18 protein-coding genes are annotated in these 19,543 nt (G+C 72.6%); 14 read left to right on the forward strand and 4 right to left on the reverse strand.

Going from position 1 to position 19,543, the window contains the following annotated elements; all coding sequences use genetic code 11:
- Positions 1 to 66 precede the first annotated feature (66 nt).
- The 3 genes from Q8791_RS29685 (at position 67) to Q8791_RS29695 (ending at position 3,691) form a co-directional block, all read left to right on the forward strand.
- The gene (locus tag Q8791_RS29685) at positions 67 to 717 is read left to right on the forward strand and encodes a DUF4126 domain-containing protein (protein ID WP_330095162.1); all 651 of its coding nucleotides are present in this window, start codon (positions 67 to 69) and stop codon (positions 715 to 717) included.
- Between the two features lie 53 nt (positions 718 to 770).
- Positions 771 to 1,445, forward strand: coding sequence for an HAD family hydrolase (locus Q8791_RS29690; protein ID WP_330095163.1), 675 nt, complete (start codon positions 771 to 773; stop codon positions 1,443 to 1,445).
- Positions 1,446 to 1,696: 251 nt separating this feature from the next.
- Positions 1,697 to 3,691 carry an acetoacetate--CoA ligase gene (locus tag Q8791_RS29695; RefSeq protein WP_330095164.1) on the forward strand — a complete coding sequence of 665 codons (1,995 nt, stop codon included), beginning with the start codon at positions 1,697 to 1,699 and terminating at the stop codon, positions 3,689 to 3,691.
- Positions 3,692 to 3,827: 136 nt separating this feature from the next.
- Here Q8791_RS29695 and Q8791_RS29700 read toward each other — a convergent pair whose 3' ends face one another.
- Positions 3,828 to 4,004, reverse strand: coding sequence for an alpha/beta fold hydrolase (locus tag Q8791_RS29700; protein ID WP_330095165.1), 177 nt, complete (start codon positions 4,002 to 4,004; stop codon positions 3,828 to 3,830).
- 354 nt (positions 4,005 to 4,358) lie between these two features.
- Here Q8791_RS29700 and Q8791_RS29705 point away from each other — a divergent pair, with 354 nt between their 5' ends.
- On the forward strand, positions 4,359 to 5,630 hold the full coding sequence (locus tag Q8791_RS29705; protein ID WP_330095166.1) for a heparan-alpha-glucosaminide N-acetyltransferase domain-containing protein: 1,272 nt from the start codon (positions 4,359 to 4,361) through the stop codon (positions 5,628 to 5,630).
- A 33-nt stretch (positions 5,631 to 5,663) separates the two neighbouring features.
- Here Q8791_RS29705 and Q8791_RS29710 read toward each other — a convergent pair whose 3' ends face one another.
- Positions 5,664 to 6,353: a hypothetical protein gene (locus Q8791_RS29710; protein ID WP_330095167.1), complete on the reverse strand. Its 690-nt coding sequence runs from the start codon at positions 6,351 to 6,353 to the stop codon at positions 5,664 to 5,666.
- Between the two features lie 34 nt (positions 6,354 to 6,387).
- Positions 6,388 to 7,050, reverse strand: a complete 663-nt coding sequence (locus Q8791_RS29715) for a GNAT family N-acetyltransferase (RefSeq protein WP_407942076.1) — start codon at positions 7,048 to 7,050, stop codon at positions 6,388 to 6,390.
- Positions 7,051 to 7,466: 416 nt separating this feature from the next.
- On the opposite strand from Q8791_RS29715, the gene deoC reads away from it, so the two are divergent.
- The 5 genes from deoC to Q8791_RS29740 all read left to right on the forward strand — a co-directional run bounded on the left by deoC (position 7,467) and on the right by Q8791_RS29740 (position 13,465).
- A complete protein-coding gene (gene deoC, locus Q8791_RS29720) occupies positions 7,467 to 8,414 on the forward strand; it encodes a deoxyribose-phosphate aldolase (protein ID WP_330095168.1) in 948 nt (315 codons plus the stop codon).
- Between the two features lie 4 nt (positions 8,415 to 8,418).
- Positions 8,419 to 9,849 (forward strand): aldehyde dehydrogenase family protein, encoded by a 1,431-nt coding sequence (locus tag Q8791_RS29725; RefSeq protein ID WP_330095169.1) that lies wholly within the window; start codon positions 8,419 to 8,421, stop codon positions 9,847 to 9,849.
- On the forward strand, positions 9,842 to 10,789 hold the full coding sequence (locus Q8791_RS29730; RefSeq protein ID WP_330095170.1) for an aldehyde dehydrogenase family protein: 948 nt from the start codon (positions 9,842 to 9,844) through the stop codon (positions 10,787 to 10,789). Before Q8791_RS29725 ends, Q8791_RS29730 begins: the two co-directional genes overlap by 8 nt.
- A 185-nt stretch (positions 10,790 to 10,974) precedes the next feature.
- Complete coding sequence (locus Q8791_RS29735) at positions 10,975 to 11,772, forward strand: purine-nucleoside phosphorylase (protein WP_330095171.1); 798 nt, start codon at positions 10,975 to 10,977, stop codon at positions 11,770 to 11,772.
- A gap of 13 nt (positions 11,773 to 11,785) precedes the next feature.
- On the forward strand, positions 11,786 to 13,465 hold the full coding sequence (locus Q8791_RS29740) for a phospho-sugar mutase (RefSeq protein WP_330095172.1): 1,680 nt from the start codon (positions 11,786 to 11,788) through the stop codon (positions 13,463 to 13,465).
- A gap of 6 nt (positions 13,466 to 13,471) precedes the next feature.
- Here Q8791_RS29740 and Q8791_RS29745 read toward each other — a convergent pair whose 3' ends face one another.
- Positions 13,472 to 13,963, reverse strand: a complete 492-nt coding sequence (locus Q8791_RS29745) for an Lrp/AsnC family transcriptional regulator (protein WP_267948797.1) — start codon at positions 13,961 to 13,963, stop codon at positions 13,472 to 13,474.
- Positions 13,964 to 14,843: 880 nt separating this feature from the next.
- On the opposite strand from Q8791_RS29745, the gene Q8791_RS29750 reads away from it, so the two are divergent.
- The 5 genes from Q8791_RS29750 (at position 14,844) to Q8791_RS29770 (ending at position 19,476) form a co-directional block, all read left to right on the forward strand.
- On the forward strand, positions 14,844 to 15,845 hold the full coding sequence (locus Q8791_RS29750) for a thiamine pyrophosphate-dependent dehydrogenase E1 component subunit alpha (protein ID WP_407942080.1): 1,002 nt from the start codon (positions 14,844 to 14,846) through the stop codon (positions 15,843 to 15,845).
- Positions 15,842 to 16,870, forward strand: coding sequence for an alpha-ketoacid dehydrogenase subunit beta (locus Q8791_RS29755; RefSeq protein WP_330095174.1), 1,029 nt, complete (start codon positions 15,842 to 15,844; stop codon positions 16,868 to 16,870). The genes Q8791_RS29750 and Q8791_RS29755 overlap by 4 nt, the downstream gene beginning before the upstream one ends.
- 7 nt (positions 16,871 to 16,877) lie before the next feature.
- Positions 16,878 to 17,222 carry a biotin/lipoyl-containing protein gene (locus tag Q8791_RS29760; RefSeq protein ID WP_330095175.1) on the forward strand — a complete coding sequence of 115 codons (345 nt, stop codon included), beginning with the start codon at positions 16,878 to 16,880 and terminating at the stop codon, positions 17,220 to 17,222.
- Between the two features lie 148 nt (positions 17,223 to 17,370).
- Positions 17,371 to 18,102 (forward strand): alpha/beta fold hydrolase, encoded by a 732-nt coding sequence (locus Q8791_RS29765; RefSeq protein WP_330095176.1) that lies wholly within the window; start codon positions 17,371 to 17,373, stop codon positions 18,100 to 18,102.
- Between the two features lie 318 nt (positions 18,103 to 18,420).
- A complete protein-coding gene (locus tag Q8791_RS29770) occupies positions 18,421 to 19,476 on the forward strand; it encodes a BMP family lipoprotein (protein ID WP_330095177.1) in 1,056 nt (351 codons plus the stop codon).
- Positions 19,477 to 19,543: the final 67 nt, after the last annotated feature.

The following is a 19,543-nucleotide window of genomic DNA, read 5'->3' on the forward strand; positions in this document are numbered from 1 at the left end:
GGGGGGGGGGGGGGGGGCGGGCCCCCCCCCCGCCCCCCGCCCCGTCTGGAGCACAGAAGGAAGAGCATGTTCGCCACACTCACCGGGTTGGGCCTGGCCTCGGCCGCGGGTCTCAACGCCTACATCCCCCTCCTCGCGGTCGGTCTGCTCGCCCGCTTCACCGACCTCGTCCCGCTCGGCGAAGCCTGGCAGTGGATCGAGCACCCGATCACCCTCGTGACCCTCGCCGTGCTGCTGGTCGTCGAGTTCGCCGCCGACAAGTTCCCCGCCGTCGACAGCGTCAACGACGTCATCCAGACCGTGGTGCGGCCCACCTCCGGCGGCATCGTCTTCGGCGCGGGCGCCTCGACGGTCGAGCTGTCCGAGATCACCGGCGCCGCGTCCGGCGCCGCGACGGCGGACGGATCCGGGGTCTCCTGGATCCCGGTGATCGCGGGCGTGGTGGTCGCCCTGCTCTTCCACGTCGCCAAGGCGATGGCGCGCGTGGTGACCAACGGCGTGTCGCTCGGCTGCTCGGCGCCGCTCGTCTCCCTCTTCGAGGACTTCGTCAGCCTCGTCACGTCGCTGCTCGCGATCCTGCTGCCCCTGCTCATCCTCGTCCTGTTCCCCGTCATGGTCGTCGGCGGTGTGCTGCTGGTCCGCCGGGTGCGCCGGACCCGGGCGGAGCGGCGCGAGGCCCCGGACCGGGGGGTCCCCGACCCCGGGAACCCGAGGTGAGGTGGCCGACAACGCATTCCCGAACCGGGGCGGGGGGCCGTAAAGTGCTGCCAATGACTGAGACGACCTTCGACCGAACCGGCATCACCCACATCGTCTGGGACTGGAACGGCACCCTTCTGGACGACAACCACGCCAACCTCGCGGCGGTGAACGCCGTCTGTGCGCAGTTCGGCCGCGAGCCCGTGGAGATGGAGTACTGGCGTTCCGTCTTCCGGCGGCCCCTCATCCCCTGCTACGAGGAACTCCTCGGCCGCCCCTTCGCCGACGGCGAGTGGGAGCACGCGGAGCGGCTCTACGACAGCAGCTACCTGGAGCACCTGCACACCTGCGAGCTGAGCACGGGCGTCCCTGACGTGCTGCACGACTGGACCGGCGGCGGGGGCACCCAGTCCCTGCTCTCCATGGCCTCGCACGAACACCTCGTGCCCCTCATCACCGAGCGCGGGCTCACCTCCCACTTCACGCGCGTCGACGGCCGCCGGTTCGCCACCGAGCACGACTCCAAGGCCGAGCACCTGGTGAGCCACCTCGACCACCAGGGCATCGACCCGTCCCGCGTCGTGCTGATCGGCGACATCGACGACGACGCGCGCGCCGCCCGCGAGGCCGGGGCCAGGTCCATCCTGGTCACCAGCGGACTGATGGCGCGCGAGCGGCTGGAGGCCACCGGCTCGCCCGTGTTCGACTCCCCGGTCGCCGCCGTCGCCGCCCTGCGCGCCGCCTGATCCCCCCACGGCCTCAGACATCCGGTCACCGGATCCCACGGGAGTGCCCCGGGTGTCAATGGGGGGTTCCCACCCCGTCGGCACCGCACCGGGGTGGGGTGCGCACAGTCGCGGCGCCGTGCCGGTGACCTGCGCGCTCGTCACACGCCCCGGTCCTCCCTATCGAGAGGCCGGGGCGTCGCGGTCACCCTGGGGTGTTGTTAGATGGGTCTCACAGCAACACACAGCCACGCGATCAGGAAGGCGGGCCAATGACGGAGAGCAGCGTGCCCCGTGTGCTCTGGGAGCCCGACGAGACGAAGATCGAAGCCTCGAACATCGTCGCGTTCGCCCGGTGGGCCGCGGAGAACAAGGGAGTCCGGGCGTTCGGCGGGCAGGACGGCACCCCGTCCGCGTCGTTCGACTACGACTCCCTCTGGCGCTGGTCGGTCACCGACGTCGACGGCTTCTGGGAAGCGGTCTGGGAGTACTACGGCGTCCGGTCCGAGACCCCCTACGGGCAGGTGCTGGCCGAACGCGCCATGCCCGGGGCGACCTGGTTCCCGGGGGCGACCCTCAACTACGCCGCGCACGTCTTCGAGGGCCGTGACGACGCACGCGTCGCCATCCGGCACGCCACCGAGCTGCGCGAGCTCGGCGAGTGGACCTGGGGCGAACTCCGGCGGCGCACCGCCGCCATCGCCGCCGGGCTGCGCGAGCTGGGAGTGGGCCCCGGCGACCGCGTCGTCGCCTACCTGCCCAACCTCCCCGAGACGGTCGCCGCGTTCTACGCCGTCGCCTCGCTCGGCGCCGTGTGGTCCTCCTGCTCCCCGGACTTCGGGGTGCGCAGCGTCATCGACCGCTTCGCGCAGATCGAGCCGAAGGTCCTCCTCGCCGTCGACGGCTACCGCTACGGGGGCAAGGACTTCGACCGCCGTCCCGTCGTCGGTGAACTGCGCGCCGCCCTGCCCACCGTCGAGCACACGGTCCTCCTCGACCACCTCGCCCCCGGCGTCCCCCTCGACGGAACCCTGTCGTGGGAGGGGCTGGAGGACTCCGGCGCCGGGGCCGAACTGGAGTTCACCCCCGTCCCCTTCGACCACCCCCTGTGGGTGCTCTACTCCTCCGGGACCACGGGGCTGCCCAAGGCCATCGTCCACGGGCACGGCGGCATCCTCCTGGAGCAGCTCAAGAACCTCCACCTGCACCTGGACGCCCACGAGGACGACCGGGTCTTCTGGTTCACCACCACCGGCTGGATGATGTGGAACTTCCTGGTCAGCGTCCTGCTGACCCCGGCGTCCATCGTCCTGTACGACGGCAGCCCGGCCGCCTCCGACATGGGCGCGCTCTGGGACCTCGCCGCCGACGCCGGGGTGACCGTCTTCGGCACCAGCGCCGGCTTCCTGGCCTCCTCCATGAAGGAGGGCGTCCACCCCCGCGAGGGACGCGACCTCTCCCGCCTCAAGGCCATCGGCTCCACCGGTTCCCCGCTCAGCCCCGAGGCCTTCGCCTGGGCCTACGACGAGTTCGGCAGCGGCCTCTGGCTGTTCTCCACCTCGGGCGGCACCGACGTGTGCAGCTGCCTCGTCGGGGGGACGCCCACCCTGCCGGTCTACGAGGGCGAGATCCAGTCCCGCTCGCTCGGCATGGCCGTCGCCTCCTGGGACCCCGACGGCAAGGAGCTCACGGGCGAGGTCGGCGAGCTGGTGGTCACACAGCCGGCGCCGTCCATGCCCGTCTTCTTCTGGGGCGACGAGGACGGCGAACGCCTCCGCGACAGCTACTTCTCCGTCTACCCGGGGATCTGGCGGCACGGCGACTGGATCGAGATCACCGACCGCGGCACCGCGATCATCTACGGCCGCTCCGACTCCACCATCAACCGCGGCGGCGTCCGCATGGGCACCAGCGAGATCTACCGCGCCGTCCTCTCCCTCGACGACGTCGTGGACGCCCTCGTCGTGGACGTGCCCCAGGAGGACGGGTCCTCCAGGATCGAGCTGTTCACCGTCCTGCGCGAGGGCGCCGACCTGGACGGCGACCTCCCCAAGGAGATCGCCCGGCGCATCCGCACCGACTGCTCGCCCCGCCACGTGCCGGACCGCGTGCGTACCATCGCCGCCGTGCCCCGGACCCTGTCCGGGAAGGTGCTGGAGGTCCCGGTCAAGCGCATCCTCATGGGCGAGGACCCCGAGAAGGTCGCGAGCCGCGACTCCCTGGCCAACCCGGAGGCGCTGGACCACTTCAGCGACCTGGCGGGCTGACCCGGGTCGGGGGAGGCGGAGGGGGAGGGGGAGCGGACCCCGCCCCCCTCCCGCCCTCCCGAGAGGGGACCGGCGACCCCCGCCGCAGGGGGGCCGGGCCCCTGCGGCGGTCGGCCGCCGGCTGTCCGGAGCGTGGTCAGGACAGCAAGGCCTCCTTCGCGTCGGCCACCGCCTCCGGCTGCTCCTCCGGCAGGTAGTGTCCGCAGTCGGCGATCCCGACCACCCGGACGCCGGTGCCCTCGGAGGGCATCAGGTCCCGCAGGTACGCGTGGTTGCTCTCGTCGCCGCCGAGGGCGAGGATCGGCACCTCCACCTTCCCGTAGGTAGGTGCCGGCCGGGTTCCCGCGGCCCGGGTCCACGTACTGGTCCGGCCCGGGCAGGAGGCTGAAGGCGGACCAGCTCTCGTCCGGGTGGGGGACGTCCAGCAGGCAGATCCTGTTCGTCGCCTCCGGGTAGAGCGCGGCGTGGGCGTAGGCGACCATCGCGCCGTGCGGACATCGACGTGCGCTTCCCCGGCCTGCTCGACATCCTCCTCGCCGCGTCCCCGGCACCGCGCCGACCGGACCAGGGGCCGGGGGAGCCGGCGTTACCGCGTGGCCGTCTGTGGCCACACGGCGTCGCCCGGGCGCATTGTTGCCCGGGACGGAACGGGCATAGCCTGACGGACGTGGCACAGAACCAGTCTGACGACACCTCCACGGCCCCCGTAGGCCCGCCGCCCCCGCAGGGGCGGATCGACGGCATCGACGCGGCGCGCGCCATCGCCGTCTTCGGGATGTTCGTCGTCCACCTCGGGGTGGGATCGATGGGTTTCCTGTCGCCCGAGAACTACGCGTGGGACCTGCACAGCATCGTCCGGGGCAACTCCTCCGCGCTCTTCGCGCTCCTCGCCGGGGTCTCCCTGGCGATGATGACCGGCCGCACCGCACCCGTCGGAGGGGAGCCGCTGCTCCGGGCGATCGCGCGCATCCTCACCCGGGCCGTGCTCATCGGCCTCCTCGGCGCGGTCCTCGACATCATGGCGGTGCCGATCGCGATCATCCTCACCTACTACGCCGGGTTCTTCCTGCTGGCGCTGCCGCTGGTGAAGCTGCGCCCGGGGGCACTGTGGGCCGTGGCGGGCGGGCTGGCTGTGGTCGGCCCGTTCCTGTCGTTCGCACTGCGGGAGGCCTTCCTCGTCCCCGAGCTCAGGAGCGGGGCGGTCCCGACCCTCACGGAGTTCTTCCTGACCGGCTACTACCCGGCGGTCACCTTCATGGTCTACGTGGTCGCGGGGATGGCCCTCGGACGCCTCGACCTCACCGCCACCGCCGTCCGGCTGCGCCTGGCGGTCGCCGGTGCGGCGCTCTCCGTGTTCGCCTACGGGGGTTCGTGGCTGATGCTCGGCCCCCTGGGCGGACTGGACCGGCTCGTCGCGGCCAGCGGACCCGGGCTGACCGGGCTGTCACCCGGGGCCGCCGCCGACCCGGCGGTGGCGGAGCAGGTGCGGTACGCGGTCACCGACCACGCGGAGTCGATCTCCGGGCAGGTCCCCACCGACTCCTGGTGGTGGCTGGCGGTCAACACTCCGCACACCGGCACCACCTTCGAGATCGCCGAGGCCGTCGGCCAGGGGCTCATCGTCCTCGTGGCCTGCATGTTCCTGTGCGACCGGTTCCGGGTCGCCATGTACCCGCTGACCTCGGTCGGCCGGATGCCGCTGACCGTCTACAGCGGGCACATCCTGGCCCTGGCGGTGGTCATCGGGGCCCTCGGCCCCGGATGGGCCACACCGTGGCTGCTGGAGTGGTTCGTGCTCGGGGCCCTGGTGTTCGCGACCCTCTGGAGGCTCGTCGTCGGCAGGGGGCCGGCCGAACTCCTGCTCGGCGAGGCGGCCGACGGCGTCGTCTCCCTGGTCGACGAGCGCAGGGCGGCCGGCGGAGGCCGCCCCGGCGCGTGACGGCCGCGCGGTGGCGGCGGGCTGCGCCCCCTCCTACCGGAGGCCGTCCCGGCGGGTGATGTTGGCCGACGTGCGGTCGCGGTGGGCGAGGGAGTCGCTGCTGGTGCGGGAGTTCTGCCGGATGAGCCGCCGGGCGTCGTCCGCGGCGGACCGCGCCGCCGACGGGCTCGCCACGGGCCGCTGCGACACCTCGGCGTCCTCGGGCAGGCCGATGTCCATCGGCAGCCCCGCGCGGCTGATGACCCGCAGCTGAGCGCCCTCCTGCGACTGCGAGGGGCGGATGTCCCCGTCGGGGGTGCGCCACGCCCTCATGCGGTCGCGCAGCCAGTCGGTGCCCTGGTGCTCCGGGCCGTAGGGCCACGCCGATCCGTCGGGCCGGTGGCCCAGGGCGTGCAGCACGTCGGCGATGGTCCACCCGGCGGAGAAGAAGCGCGCGGTCTCGTCCCGCAGGTACCGGAAGTCCACACGTCGCAGCGACGGGTCCTCCCGCCGCAGGGTCTCGCACGCGTCGTGCACGTCCCGGGGCGTGTGCCGGGGGCGGTGCATCGGGTCGACCTCGGGTTTGCGCAGAAGCGCGTCGTCGACCGTCACGATCACCTCGCCCCGGCGGTTGTCCCAGATGCTCACGTCGTCGCGGGCCCACCTCTGGGACTCGACGAGCGCCGACGCCATCCTGCGCAGGTCGACGCGGTCGTCGTCAGTGCTGATCCGGAACTCCGCCATGGGACAAGCGTACGCCGACCCCCGCGGTCCCGGATCAGGACCCGCCACCGGTCGCGAGCGGCCGGGTCATCACGAGCTGGATGTCGTCGGGCTCGGTGAAGAGGCGTCGCCCCGTGAACGAGAACCCGGCGGCGCCGTACACCCGCGCCGCACGGTCGTTGGCCTCGTCGACGCACAGCACCAGCTCGGAGGCGCCCGGGGCGACCTCCGAGGCGAGCCGGTCCAGCAGCGGCGCCGAGCAGGAGGCCCGCCCCACCCCCTTCCCCTGCCAGTCCGGGGCGACGTAGAAGGCGCGCAGGAGCACGGCGTGCGCCGGGTCCGGAACCAGGTCGCGGGTGTGCACCGCCCGGTCCAGGACGCCGAACCCCGCGCAGGCGGTCCGCGCCCCGTCAGCGTCCGCCACCGGGCGCCGGTCGGCCACGATCGCGAAGGGCGTGCGCGCCGGGTCGGCGTCGGCGAGGGGAAGGGTGGCGACGGGCGTGCGCCCGTGCCCGCGCTGTCCGGGCAGCAGGCGGTGTCCCAGCACGGCCTTCCTGAGCAGGGCGGTCTCCGCGGTGTCCCGGTCCAGGCGTACCAGGCGCAGCTCCGGGGGGCCGTCCACCCGGCCGCCGCCCGTCTCCGTCGGGCCGGCGGCGGCCTCACGGCCGACGGCGTCCGTGCCGGGGCCGGTCCGTCCCGGTCTGTTCGCTGGTGCCACCGCTCGCTCCTGTCGACTCGGCCGGGCCCGTCACCGGGGCCCGGCGGGGGCCGGTCCGGGCAAGTCTCGCATTCCGCCCCGGGCGTCCGGCGGAGCACCCCGGTCTAGACCGCGCGCGTCCCCGCTTCGGGCGAAGACCCGGTCCGAGTGTCCGTTTCTAGGGATTTTCCGGACCCGGTTGGAGGAAAGCACCATGGTGTGTACCGTCCCTGGTTGGAGGCTTCTCCAACCTTCGACGGCGCGGTCCGGGCGGGTACTGACGGCCGCTCCGCCCGGGGTTAGGGTGACTGCCTGACGGCCCGGCGCCGGGGAGAACCCCTGCCGGCGCCTGGGGGACCGGTCTCCGCGCACCGTTCCCCGAACCGCCTCCGCCGACCACGGCGGACGGACCGGCCAGAAACCCGACCGAGCTGTAGGTGCCCGTGCCCCACACCGCATTCGCGCCCGAGGCGACGACCAACCGCGCGCTCCGGGCGTTCCTGCACGGACTCCCGGGCGTGGACGAGGTCGGCGCGCGTGCCCGCGCCCAGGACCTGGCGACCCGGTCCGTCAAGACCACCGCCAAGGCCCGCGCCATCGACCTCGCCATCAGCATGGTCGACCTGACCACCCTGGAGGGCGCCGACACCGTCGGCAAGGTCCGGGCCCTGTGCGCCAAGGCCGCCAACCCCGACCCCTCCGACCGCACCGTGCCCCGCGTGGGCGCCGTCTGCGTCTACCCGGACATGACCGCCACCGCCGTCGAGGCGCTGCGCGGCACCGGGATCGGGGTCGCGTCGGTGGCCACCGCCTTCCCGTCCGGCCGTGCCCCCATGGAGGTCAAGCTCGCCGACACCCGGCGGGCGGTCGCCGACGGGGCGAGCGAGATCGACATGGTCATCGACCGCGGCGCGTTCCTGTCCGGCGACTACCTCAAGGTCTTCGAGGAGATCGCCGCCGTCAAGGAGGCCTGCGGCGCCGCACACCTCAAGGTCATCCTGGAGACCGGCGAACTCGTCACCTACGACAACGTCCGACGCGCCTCCCACCTGGCGATCCGGGCCGGCGGGGACTTCATCAAGACCTCCACCGGCAAGGTGTCCCCGGCCGCGACACCGCCGGTCACCCTGGTCATGCTGGAGGCCGTCCGCGACCACCGCGCGGCCACCGGACGGCACGTCGGCGTCAAGCCCGCCGGGGGCATCCGCACCACCAAGGACGCCATCCGCAACCTGGTCATGGTCAACGAGGTCGCCGGCCCCGACTGGCTGACCCCCGACCTGTTCCGGATCGGCGCCTCCAGCCTCCTCAACGACCTGCTCATGCAGCGCACCAGGCTGACCACGGGCACCTACCCGGGCCCCGACTACTACACGCTGGACTAGAGCCGTGATCTTCGAGTACGCGCCCGCACCGGAGTCCCGCTCCGTCGTCGCCCTGCGCGAGACCTACGACCTGTTCGTCGACGGCGGGTTCGCCCCGGCCGAGGGAGGGGAGTACCTCACCACCCTCAACCCCGCCGACGAGACCGAGCTCGCCCGTGTCGCCGTCGCAGGGCCCGCCGACGTCGACCGCGCCGTCGCGGCAGCCCGCCGCGCACAGGAGACCGTGTGGGGCCGGATGTCCGGCGCCGAGCGCGGCAAGTACCTGTTCCGCATCGCCCGCATCATCCAGGAGCGCTCGCGCGAACTGGCCGTGCTGGAGTCGCTGGACAACGGCAAGCCCATCAAGGAGACCCGCGACGTCGACCTGCCGCTGGTCGCCGCGCACTTCTTCTACTACGCCGGCTGGGCCGACAAGCTTGCGCACGCCGGGCTCGGCCCGGACCCGAGGCCGCTCGGGGTCGCCGCCCAGGTCATCCCGTGGAACTTCCCGCTGCTCATGCTCGCGTGGAAGATCGCCCCCGCCCTGGCCACCGGCAACACCGTCGTCCTCAAGCCCGCCGAGACCACCCCGCTGACCGCCCTGGTCTTCGCGCAGATCTGCCAGGAGGCCGACCTGCCCCCGGGCGTGGTCAACATCCTGACCGGCGCCGGCGAGACCGGGCGAGCCCTCGTCGAGCACCCGGGCACGGACAAGGTGGCCTTCACCGGGTCCACCGGGGTCGGCCGCCAGATCGCCCGCTCCGTCGCCGGCACCGACAAGCGCCTCACCCTCGAACTGGGCGGCAAGGGCGCCAACATCGTCTACGACGACGCCGCGATCGACCAGGCCGTCGAGGGCGTCGTCTCGGGCATCTTCTTCAACCAGGGCCACGTCTGCTGCGCCGGCTCCCGGCTGCTGGTCCAGGAGTCGATCGCCGAGGAGTTCCTCCCGCTGCTCCGGGCACGGATCTCCAGGCTGCGCCTGGGCGACCCCCTGGACAAGAACACCGACATCGGTGCGATCAACTCCGCCGCCCAGTTGCAGCGCATCCGCGAGCTCACCGACACCGGCGAGGCCGAGGGCGTCGAGCGCTGGTCGCCCGACTGCGACCTGCCGCAGACCGGATACTGGTTCGCCCCCACGGTCCTGACCGGCGTCAGCCAGGCCCACCGGGTGGCCCGCGAGGAGATCTTCGGACCGGTCCTGTCCGTCCTGACCTTCCGCACGCCCGAGGAGGCGGTCGAGAAGGCCAACAACACCCCCTACGGCCTCTCCGCGGGTGTGTGGACCGAGAAGGGCTCCCGCATGCTGTGGACCGCCGAGCGCCTGCGCGCGGGCGTGATCTGGTCCAACACGTTCAACAAGTTCGACCCGACCAGCCCCTTCGGCGGCTACAAGGAGTCGGGATACGGCCGCGAGGGCGGACGGCACGGATTGGAGGCCTACCTTGGCTGAGCGGCGAAGCACCGGGAAGGCCGGCAGGGGATCGGCCCGCGACGCGAGGACCGCCTCCCCGGCGCCCGCGCGCCTGGCGGTCCGCAAGACCTACAAGCTCTACGTGGGCGGGGCCTTCCCCCGCTCGGAGTCGGGCAGGAGCTACCCCGTGACCTCCGCGAGCGGCGAACACCTGGCCAACGCCTCCCTCGCGTCGCGCAAGGACGCGCGCGACGCCGTCACCGCCGCCCGCAAGGCCTTCGGCGGCTGGTCCTCGCGCACCGCCTACAACAGGGGCCAGATCCTGTACCGGGTCGCCGAGGTCCTGGAGGGCCGCCGGGACCAGTTCGCGGCCCAGGCCGTGGCGGCCCAGGGCCTGTCCCGCGCGGACGCGGACCGCGTGGTCTCCGCCGCCGTCGACCGGTGGGTGTACTACGCGGGCTGGACCGACAAGGTGGCCCAGGTGCTCGGCGGCGCCAACCCGGTGTCCGGGCCGTTCTACAACCACTCGGCTCCCGAGCCGACCGGCGTGGTCGCGGTGTTCGCGCCCCAGGACGCGCCGCTGCTCGGCCTGACCTCCGTGGTCGCGCCGGTCATCGCCACGGGCAACACCGCGGTGGTGGTCACCTCCGGGGACGCGCCCCTGGCGGCGGTCGACCTGGCCGAGGTGCTCGCCACCTCCGACCTGCCCGGCGGCGTCGTCAACCTGCTGACCGGCCGGGTGGGCGAGATCGGCCCGCACCTGGCCTCCCACGCCGACGTCAACGCCCTGGACCTCGCCGGCGCCGGGGAACTGGCGGTCGAGTTCGAGCGGACCGCGGCGACCACCCTCACCCGGGTGCTGCGCCCCGGCCCCGCCGCCGACGGCGGAGAGGACTCCTGGCTCGACCCCGACCCGGGGACCTCGCGCATGACGCCCTTCCTGGAGACCAAGACGGTGTGGCACCCCGTCGGGGTGTAGGAACCGGGCGACCGGCGACCCGGGGCCGCCGGTCCGCGCGCCGAGGCGCGACGGCGCCCACGAGCCGGCGGACGGACCGCGCCGTGCCCGACGGCGGGAGCGCCCCCGGGCCCGCGGCCGGTTCCTCCGGACACAGGGACACGCCCCGCGCCGTCGGCGCGGCACGAACGAACGGAGAACACCCAGTGACTCGCACACCCCAGGCCGCCGCCGAGGACGCCGCCGCGGAACTGCGCTCGCGCACCGGCGTCGACGACTACGACGTCGCCCTGGTCATGGGATCGGGGTGGGCGCCCGCCGCCGACCTCCTCGGCGACTCCCGGCACGAGCTGGCCGCCTCCGACCTGCCGGGCTTCCTGCCCCCGGCCGTGGAGGGGCACAGCGGCACGATCCGCAGCATCAGCGACGGCGACCGCAACGTGCTCGCCTTCCTGGGCCGCACCCACCTGTACGAGGGCCACGGCACCGAGGCGGTCGTGCACGGCGTGCGCACGGCCGTGGCCGCAGGGGCCCGGACGATCGTCCTGACCAACGCGGCGGGCGGCATCAACCCCGCCTACCCGGTGGGCTCCCCGGTGCTGATCGCCGACCACCTCAACATGACCGCCACGTCGCCGCTCACCGGCGCGACCTTCGTGGACCTCACCGAGACCTACACCCCGGCCCTGCGGGAGCTGGCCCGCGAGGTGGACCCGGACCTGCCCGAGGGCGTGTACGCGGCCATGCCCGGACCGCACTTCGAGACCCCCGCCGAGATCCGCATGCTCCGTGCCATGGGCGCCGACCTCGTCGGCATGTCCACCGTCCTGGAGGCCATCGCCGCCCGCGAGGCGGGCGCCCAGGTGCTGGGCCTGTCACTCGTCACCAACATCGCGGCCGGACTGGACGGCGCCAACCTCGACCACGAGGACGTGCTCGCCACCGGCCGGGACGCGGCCGGGACCGTCGGCCGCCTGCTCGCCGACATCGTCGCCAAGCTCTGAGGGAACGGGACCGATGACCGACGACACCGCCGCCCGCGCCCGGGAGTGGCTCGCCCAGGACCCCGACCCCGCCACCCGCGGGGAGCTGGAGGGGCTGCTGGAGCGTGTCGACGGGGGCGACGACGCGGCCCGGGCCGACCTGGCCGACCGCTTCGGCGCGCGACTGGAGTTCGGCACCGCGGGGCTGCGCGGCGCCCTGGGCGCCGGTCCCAACCGGATGAACCGGGTGGTGGTGATGCGGGCGGCGGCCGGGATCGCCGCCTGGCTGCGGGGCCGGGGCGCGGGCGGTGCGCACGTGGTCGTCGGTTACGACGCCCGGCACCGGTCGGCGGACTTCGCCCGCGACAGCGCCGCCGTGCTCACCGGCGCCGGGCACCGGGTGTCCTTGATGCCCGGCCCCCTGCCCACCCCCGTGCTGGCGTTCGCCGTCCGCGACCTCGGCGCGGACGCCGGGATCATGGTGACCGCCAGCCACAACCCGCCGCAGGACAACGGGTACAAGGTGTACGTCGGCGGGACCGGCGACGACGCGGGCGCCCAGATCGTGTCGCCGGTGGACGCCGAGATCTCCGCCGCCATCGACGCCGCGGGCCCGGTCGGCGCCCTGCCCCTGGGCGAGGGGTGGACGGTACTGGGGGAGGAGGCCGTGGACCGCTACCTCGCGGCGGTCACCGCGCTCGTCCCCCGGCGCGACCGCGGGCTGGTCACCACCTACACGGCCATGCACGGGGTGGGCGGAAGGGTGCTCGTCGCGGCGATGGAGCGGGCCGGGTTCGCCCGTCCGTCCGTGGTCGCCGCCCAGTTCGACCCCGACCCCGACTTCCCGACCGTGGAGTTCCCCAACCCGGAGGAACCCGGCGCGATGGACCTCGCCACCGCGGCCGGCGCCGCCGACGGGGCCGACCTGGTGATCGCCAACGACCCCGACGCCGACCGGCTCGCGCTCGCGGTCCCCGGGCACGGGCTTCTCACCGGGAACGAGGTCGGCGGACTGCTCGCCGAGTACGTGCTGGACCACACCGCCGGGCCGGACCGCGTGGTGGCCACCTCGATCGTGTCCTCCAGCCTGCTGGGCAAGATCGCCGCCGACCGCGGCGTGCACTACGAGGAGACCCTCACGGGCTTCAAGTGGCTGGCCCGCGCCGGGGGGCCCGGGCAGCGCCGGGTCTTCGCCTTCGAGGAGGCCCTCGGCTACTGCGTGGGCGGTGACGGGGGGCGCCCGGTCGCCGACAAGGACGGGGTGGGCGCGGCCCTGGTGGCCGCGGCGCTCGCGGACGACGCGAAGACGCGGGGCAGGACCCTGGTCGACCTTCTCGACGACCAGGCCCGCCGGTACGGACTGCACCTGAGCGACCAGCTCTCGGTGCGGGTGGACGACCTGTCGGTGATCTCCGCGGCGATGCGGCGGTTGCGCGCCGAACCGCCCGCCGCGTTCGGCCCCCTCGCGGTGGCGGGGGTCGACGACTTCGCCGGCGGACACGCGGGACTGCCGCCGACGGACGCCCTGCGCTTCCGGTTGGAGGGCGGGGCATGGGGACGTGTGACGTTGCGGCCCTCGGGGACCGAGCCCAAGCTGAAGGCGTACGCCGAGGTGGTGCTGGAGGTGGACGGCGACGTGGCGGCCATCCGCGCGCGTGGCTCGGAACTGCTCGCCGAGCTGATGGCCTCGGTCGCCGAGGTGGTCAGGGGATGAGCGGCCTCACTCGCCGTCCGACGGTTCCACGACCGGCCGGTGTACGACCTCGTCGATGACGGTGAGCGTCTGGGTGGACGTCACACCGGGAAGCGACTGCAGACGGGTCAGGATGAGATCGCGCAGCTGGTTGGTGTTGGCCACGCGGACGAGGAGCACGATGTCCGCCGAGCCCACCACGTACCAGCAGTACTCGATCTCGGGGTACGAGGACAGGATCTCCCGGTTGGCCCGCCAGTCCGGCTGACTGCCCGAGATGAGGACGAGCGCGGTGACGCCGAGCCCCATCTTGGAGTGGTCGGTCACCACGGAGTACCCGCGGATGACGCCCTCGTCGGTGAGCCGCTTGATGCGGTTGTAGGCCGTCGCCCGGGAGACGTTGGCCAGTGCGGCGATCTCGGTGATACCGGTTCGCGCGTCCTTGGCGAGGGCGCTGAGGATCGTCTGGTCGGTCGTGTCCGGCCGCCGGCCGTTCCTACGCTGGTCGCCCATGGCCATGTGGGTCTCCTCGTGTGCTCTTGTTCTCAGGATGGAGCCCCTTCCGTCTTCGTCGACAGGGGCTAACGAAATACCAGGTAAACGTTGTTTCCGTCCATCGGAGTCTCAGTCGGCGAGATGGGGTACCGGATGGGTGTACGACCGGTCACCTGGAGGTGGCGTACCGGGAGCGGGGTGCGTGCGGGGGGAACCGTCTCGGGAGATCCGGCGGGCGGTGCATGGGTCGGGGGAGTCCGACTGTACCCATGGTTGACGCGGTCGGTGGGTGATGGGTTTCCCCGACTGGCGGGTAACTACACCGTTGTGTCCGGACCGCGACGGAACTTCTTGTCCGGTGGCCGTTTTCGGCCTCATATGTCGTGTCGTGGGGGCGGATCCCTGGCTCTGTGGTCGGGTGGCTCCGAACGTACGCGCTCGGCGTCGAACACGCACCCCTGGTAGTCAACCGCGATTGCTCCGTGATGATAGGCCCTGCCCCTGACGGAACCGAGTGGTTTTCTGACGAAGCTCCGGGGTTCGTGAGGGTTGGTGGCAGTAAGCGATGTATAGGTCACTGTGTCGTTTTCGCAGGTGAGTCGACCCGCATGTTAGACAGTTGAGAACGAAGTGTCGGTCTTCGTTCTCGTTTGTGGCAACTATTCGCTGATATCTGGCGCAACTGTCGAGTCACGCGGAGAATCGGCGTACAGGACAGTCACCATCCGGTCCGGTACGCGCGAGGCGCGGCGGGCCACGTTGGGAGCCGCTCGACATGCCCGCCCGTCGCCCACCATCGCCCCAGAGCCCGCCCAGCGGGAGAGGCGGGGCCACCGACCCCAACGGAGGCGCTGTGCGCTCAGTCCCGTCCGCCCACGAGTCAGCGGGGCGCGGAACCATCACCGTGGACCACCTGCCCCCGGACCTCACTCGCGCCCTGTACCGGGACATGCGGACCGCGCGCGACCTCGACGCCGAGGCGGTCGCCCTCCAGCGCCAGGGCGTGTTCCCCGCGTACGTGTCCGTGCGCGGCCAGGAGGCCGCCCAGGTCGCGAGCGCCACGGCGCTCGACCCCGGACGCGACTTCGTCTTTCCGACCTACCGGGAGATGGCCTCCGCGCTGGCCCACGGCGTGGACATGGTCGGCTACATGGCCAGCCACCGCGCCCTGTGGCACGGCGGCCTCTACGACGTCATGGCCTCCCGGTTCGGCGCCGTCAACGCCGTGGTCGGCGGTCCCGTCCCCCACGCCGTCGGATGGGCCGTGGGCGAGGGCCTGCGCGGGGGCGACGGCGTCGCCCTGTCCTACTTCGGCGACGGCGCCAGCTCCGAGGGCGACGTCCACGAGGCGATGAACTTCGCCGGGGTCTTCGGGGCCCCGGTCGTCTTCTTCTGCCAGAACAACCAGTGGGCGCTGTCGGTCCCCAACGAGCGCCAGGTCGCCGGCGGCTCCGTCGCCGCGCGAGCCGAGGGCTACGGCATGCCCGGACTCGTCGTCGACGGCAACGACGCGGGGGCCGTGTACGAGGCCACCGCCGACGCGGTCGCCCGTGCCCGCGCCGGACAGGGGCCCACCCTCATCGAGGCGCTCACCTACCGGGTGGAGCCGCACTCGACCTCCGACGACCCCGGGCGCTACCGCGACGACGCCGAGGCGGAGCGCTGGCGGCTGCACCGCGACCCCGTCGTGCTCCTGCGCGCGGCCCTCCTCGCGGCCGGGCACGCCGACGAGACCGCGCTCGCCGAGGTCGACGCCGACGCCGCACGGCGAGCGGAGGAGATCCGCGACGGTGTCGCCGGGGCCCCGGAACCCGACGGCTCCGACCTGTTCACCCACGTCTTCCGGGAGGGCACCGAGGAGCTGTCCCGGCAGCGCCGCACCTGGCAGGAAGAGGTCGAGCTGTGACCGAGCTGATCGAGCGGGCCGACACCGGCACCGGCGCCGCGGGGGAGCCCGCGGTCGAGCTGTCCATGCAGCAGGCGGTCAACCGCGCCCTGCGCACCCTGCTCGCCGAGGACCCGGACGTCCTGGTCTTCGGCGAGGACGTCGGGGCCCTCGGCGGGGTCTTCCGCGTCACCGACGGGCTCCAGCGGGAGTTCGGCGACAAGCGTGTCTTCGACACGCCCCTGGCCGAGTCCGCGATCATGGGCATGGCGGTGGGCCTGGCCATGAACGGCTGGAGGCCCGTCCCCGAGCTCCAGTTCGACGGTTTCGCCTACCCGGCGATCGACCAGATCGTGAACCAGGTGGCGCGCATGAACTACCGGACCCGCGGCGCGGCCCCCATGCCGATCACGCTGCGGTTGCCCTCCTTCGGCGGGATCCAGGCACCCGAGCACCACGGTGAGAGCCTGGAGGCGCTCTTCGCGCACACCCCCGGGCTCAAGGTCGTGGCCCCCTCCGACCCCGCCGAGGCCTACACCCTGCTGCTCCAGTCGGTGCGCTCCGACGACCCCGTGGTCTTCATGGAGCCCAAGGCGCGCTACTGGGACCGCAGACCCGTGCGGCTGCGCGAGCCCAGCGACCCCATCGGCACGAGCCGGGTGGTGCGCGCGGGCAGCCACGCCACCCTCATCGCCTGGGGCGCCATGGTGCACAAGTGCCTGCAGGTGGCCGAACTGGCCGCCGAGGACGGCGTCGACCTGGAGGTCCTGGACCTGCGCTGGCTCAAGCCCATCGACGCCGCGGGCCTGGCCGCCTCGGTCTCGCGCACCAGGCGGGCCGTGGTCGTGCACGAGGCGCCGCTGACCGCGGGGCTGGGGGCGGAGGTCGCCGCACTGGTGACCGAGAACTGCTTCCGCGACCTGGCGGCGCCCGTCCAGCGCGTCACCGGGTTCGACGTGCCGTACCCGGCCGGCCCCCTGGAGGCGCAGTACCTGCCGACCATCGACCGCGTCCTGCTCGCGGTCCAACGGACCCTGGAGTACTAGACAGACCATGGCAGAAGAGAACATCACCTTCACCCTGCCCGACCTGGGCGAGGGCCTCGTCGAGGCGACGGTCCTGGAGTGGCAGGTCGCCGTCGGCGACGTCATCGCGCGCAACGCCCCCCTCGTGGAGGTGGAGACCACCAAGTCCGCGGTCGTCATCCCCTCGCCCAAGGCGGGCCGGATCGTCGAGCTGCACGCCGGGGAGGACCAGGTGGTCCCCGTGGGCGACCCCCTGGTGACCTTCGCGGTGGAGGCCGCCGACGAGGCCCCCCGGGCAGGCATCGTCGGGCGGGTCCCCGAGGAGGAGGCCAGGCCCGCCCGCCGCGTGCGCCTGAAGCCCCCGACGGCCTGACCCCCGGACCGCGCCGTCCGGACCGCCGGAGGCCGTTCGGATGTCCACACGAACGGAGGCCCCCGATAGGGGCCTCCGTTGATAGGAATATCCGACCGGGCCCTGGGGGTCCGGTAAAATTGTCGGAATTTAATGGAGTGAAGGATTCATGTCCGCGAATCTCACCGGTGACGTGACAATGCGCTATGTGGATTTGCCTCCACGGGCTCCGGCGGACGCGGTCCCCGTCCTTCTGCTGCACGGTTTCGGCACCGATTTCGACATGAATTGGCGTGCCACCGGGTGGACCCAGGCCCTGGAGTCCGCTGGCCTACGGGTGATCGGTCCGGATCTGCGCGGTCACGGCGCTAGTGACAAACCGGTAGAAAGTGCTTACTACCTGCCAGAACACTTTGTCGCGGACCTTATCTCCCTGCTCGACGAGTTGGGCGTGGAGAGGGTCGACGTGGTGGGCTACTCGATGGGTTCGCGCCTGGGGTGGGAACTGGCGCTGACCGCCCCTGAGCGTGTGGGACGCGTGGCTCTCGGCGGTTTCGGACCCGTAAACGCCTTCGCCGGAACGGACCTCTCCGACCCCGGTTCCGGGGACTCCCCGTTCGACCGCGTCTATCGCACGGTGGCCGCGCTCCCCGGCAACGACCCCGCCGCACTCGCGGCCTGCGCGCGCGGTCAGGCCTCCCGTCCCTTCACCGCCGACCCCCTGGCGGACGGGGTTCCACTCCTGCTCGTCTCGGGGGCCGGGGACGCGATCGCGGAGGGTGCCGCGGAGCTCGCCGAGCGCTGCGGCGGCGTGCACGTGGGGGTTCCGGGGCGCGACCACGGCAACGCCGTCTCCTCCCGCGCCTTCCGGCAGGCGGTCCTGGACTTCCTCGTCCCCTGAGGAGGTCCCAACCGGTCTAGACCGGCATGCCCCCACGTGCTGGTGTGACACCGGGTGAAGGCGGTGGAGCAACGGGTAGTAATGCCCGCCGGTCCAGGGGAACGGGAGGTCAAAACCGCGCACAGAAACCGGGCCGACCGCTTCCTGTGCGCGCCCGGTAACTTCCGGGTAAGACCCCGTTTCGCTCCGCTCTCGCCTTCATAACAACTCCGCCTGTTGGTGAGATGTACTTTCGGCCACCGGATATTGTCCGACCGCAGAACTCAGTTCGGTCGTACGGAATGTGGGCCGCTGAGAGGGCGAAGGGGAGAGTTACCAGTGAAGCGCAGCAACGCAGTCAAGTTCGCCGCGGTGGCGGCGGCGGGTGTGCTGGCCCTCACCGCGTGCGACAGTGCAGCGGATGAGGCCGACGGTTCCGGCGACGGCGGCGAGGGGGCCTCGTCCGACGTCCGCATCGGCCTGGCCTACGACGTCGGCGGCCGCGGCGACCGCTCGTTCAACGACTCCGCCTACCGCGGCCTGGAGCAGGCCGCCGAGGAGCTCGGTGTCGAGACCCAGGACTTCGAGCCGTCCGACGGTGAGGCCGAATCCGCCAAGGAGGAGCGCCTGGCCACCATGGCGGACGAGGGCTACGACGTCGTCATCGCCGTCGGGTTCGCCTACGACGGCGCCGTCCGCGCGGTCGCGCCCGAGTACCCGGACGTCCACTTCGCCATCGTGGACTCCGAGATCCCGGACATCGACAACGTCACCAGCCTGGTCTTCGCCGAGGAGCAGGCCTCCTTCCTGGCCGGCGCCGCCGCGGCGCTGACCTCCGAGGAGGACCACGTCGGCTTCGTGGGCGGCGTCGAGACCCCGCTGATCCACAAGTTCGAGGCCGGCTACGTCGCGGGCGCCGAGCACGTCACCGAGGACATCACCGTCGAGGTCGACTACCTCAGCCAGCCGCCGGACTTCACCGGCTTCAGCGACCCGGCCAAGGGCCGCGAGCTCGCCCAGGCCCAGTACGACCGCGGCGCGGACGTGATCTACCACGCCGCCGGCGCCTCCGGCAACGGTGTCCTGGAGTCCGCCGTGGAGAACGACTTCACCTTCATCGGCGTGGACAGCGACCAGTACGAGAACGCCGAGGACAACCAGAAGCCGTTCGTGCTCACCTCCGCCATCAAGCAGGTGGACGTGGCCGTGTTCGAGCTGATCCAGGTCGCGGTCGACGGCACCCCCGAGGGCGGCATCCAGCGCTTCGAGCTGGCCGACGGCGGCGTCGACTACACCACCTCCAACGAGGAGGCGATCAGCCCGATCCAGGAGGAGCTGGACGCGATCAAGCAGCAGATCATCGACGGCGAGATCGAGGTTCCGACCGCGCCGTAGACCGCGCACGCGGCGTGCTCCGCGGATACCGCCCCTCGCGTAGCAGGATGGGTGTCCGCGGACCACG

Origin of the sequence: Nocardiopsis codii (genome assembly GCF_036327455.1) — a bacterium.
Classification (GTDB): domain Bacteria; phylum Actinomycetota; class Actinomycetes; order Streptosporangiales; family Streptosporangiaceae; genus Nocardiopsis; species Nocardiopsis codii.

Coding starts and splice junctions, on each gene's coding strand:
- Q8791_RS29685 (WP_330095162.1), top strand. CDS start 67: ATGTTCGCCACACTCACCGGGTTGGGCCTGGCCTCGGCCGCGGGTCTC.
- Q8791_RS29695 (WP_330095164.1), top strand. CDS start 1,697: ATGACGGAGAGCAGCGTGCCCCGTGTGCTCTGGGAGCCCGACGAGACG.
- Q8791_RS29710 (WP_330095167.1), bottom strand. CDS start 6,353: ATGGCGGAGTTCCGGATCAGCACTGACGACGACCGCGTCGACCTGCGC.
- Q8791_RS29765 (WP_330095176.1), top strand. CDS start 17,371: ATGTCCGCGAATCTCACCGGTGACGTGACAATGCGCTATGTGGATTTG.
- Q8791_RS29760 (WP_330095175.1), top strand. CDS start 16,878: ATGGCAGAAGAGAACATCACCTTCACCCTGCCCGACCTGGGCGAGGGC.
- Q8791_RS29690 (WP_330095163.1), top strand. CDS start 771: ATGACTGAGACGACCTTCGACCGAACCGGCATCACCCACATCGTCTGG.
- Q8791_RS29740 (WP_330095172.1), top strand. CDS start 11,786: ATGACCGACGACACCGCCGCCCGCGCCCGGGAGTGGCTCGCCCAGGAC.
- Q8791_RS29745 (WP_267948797.1), bottom strand. CDS start 13,963: ATGGCCATGGGCGACCAGCGTAGGAACGGCCGGCGGCCGGACACGACC.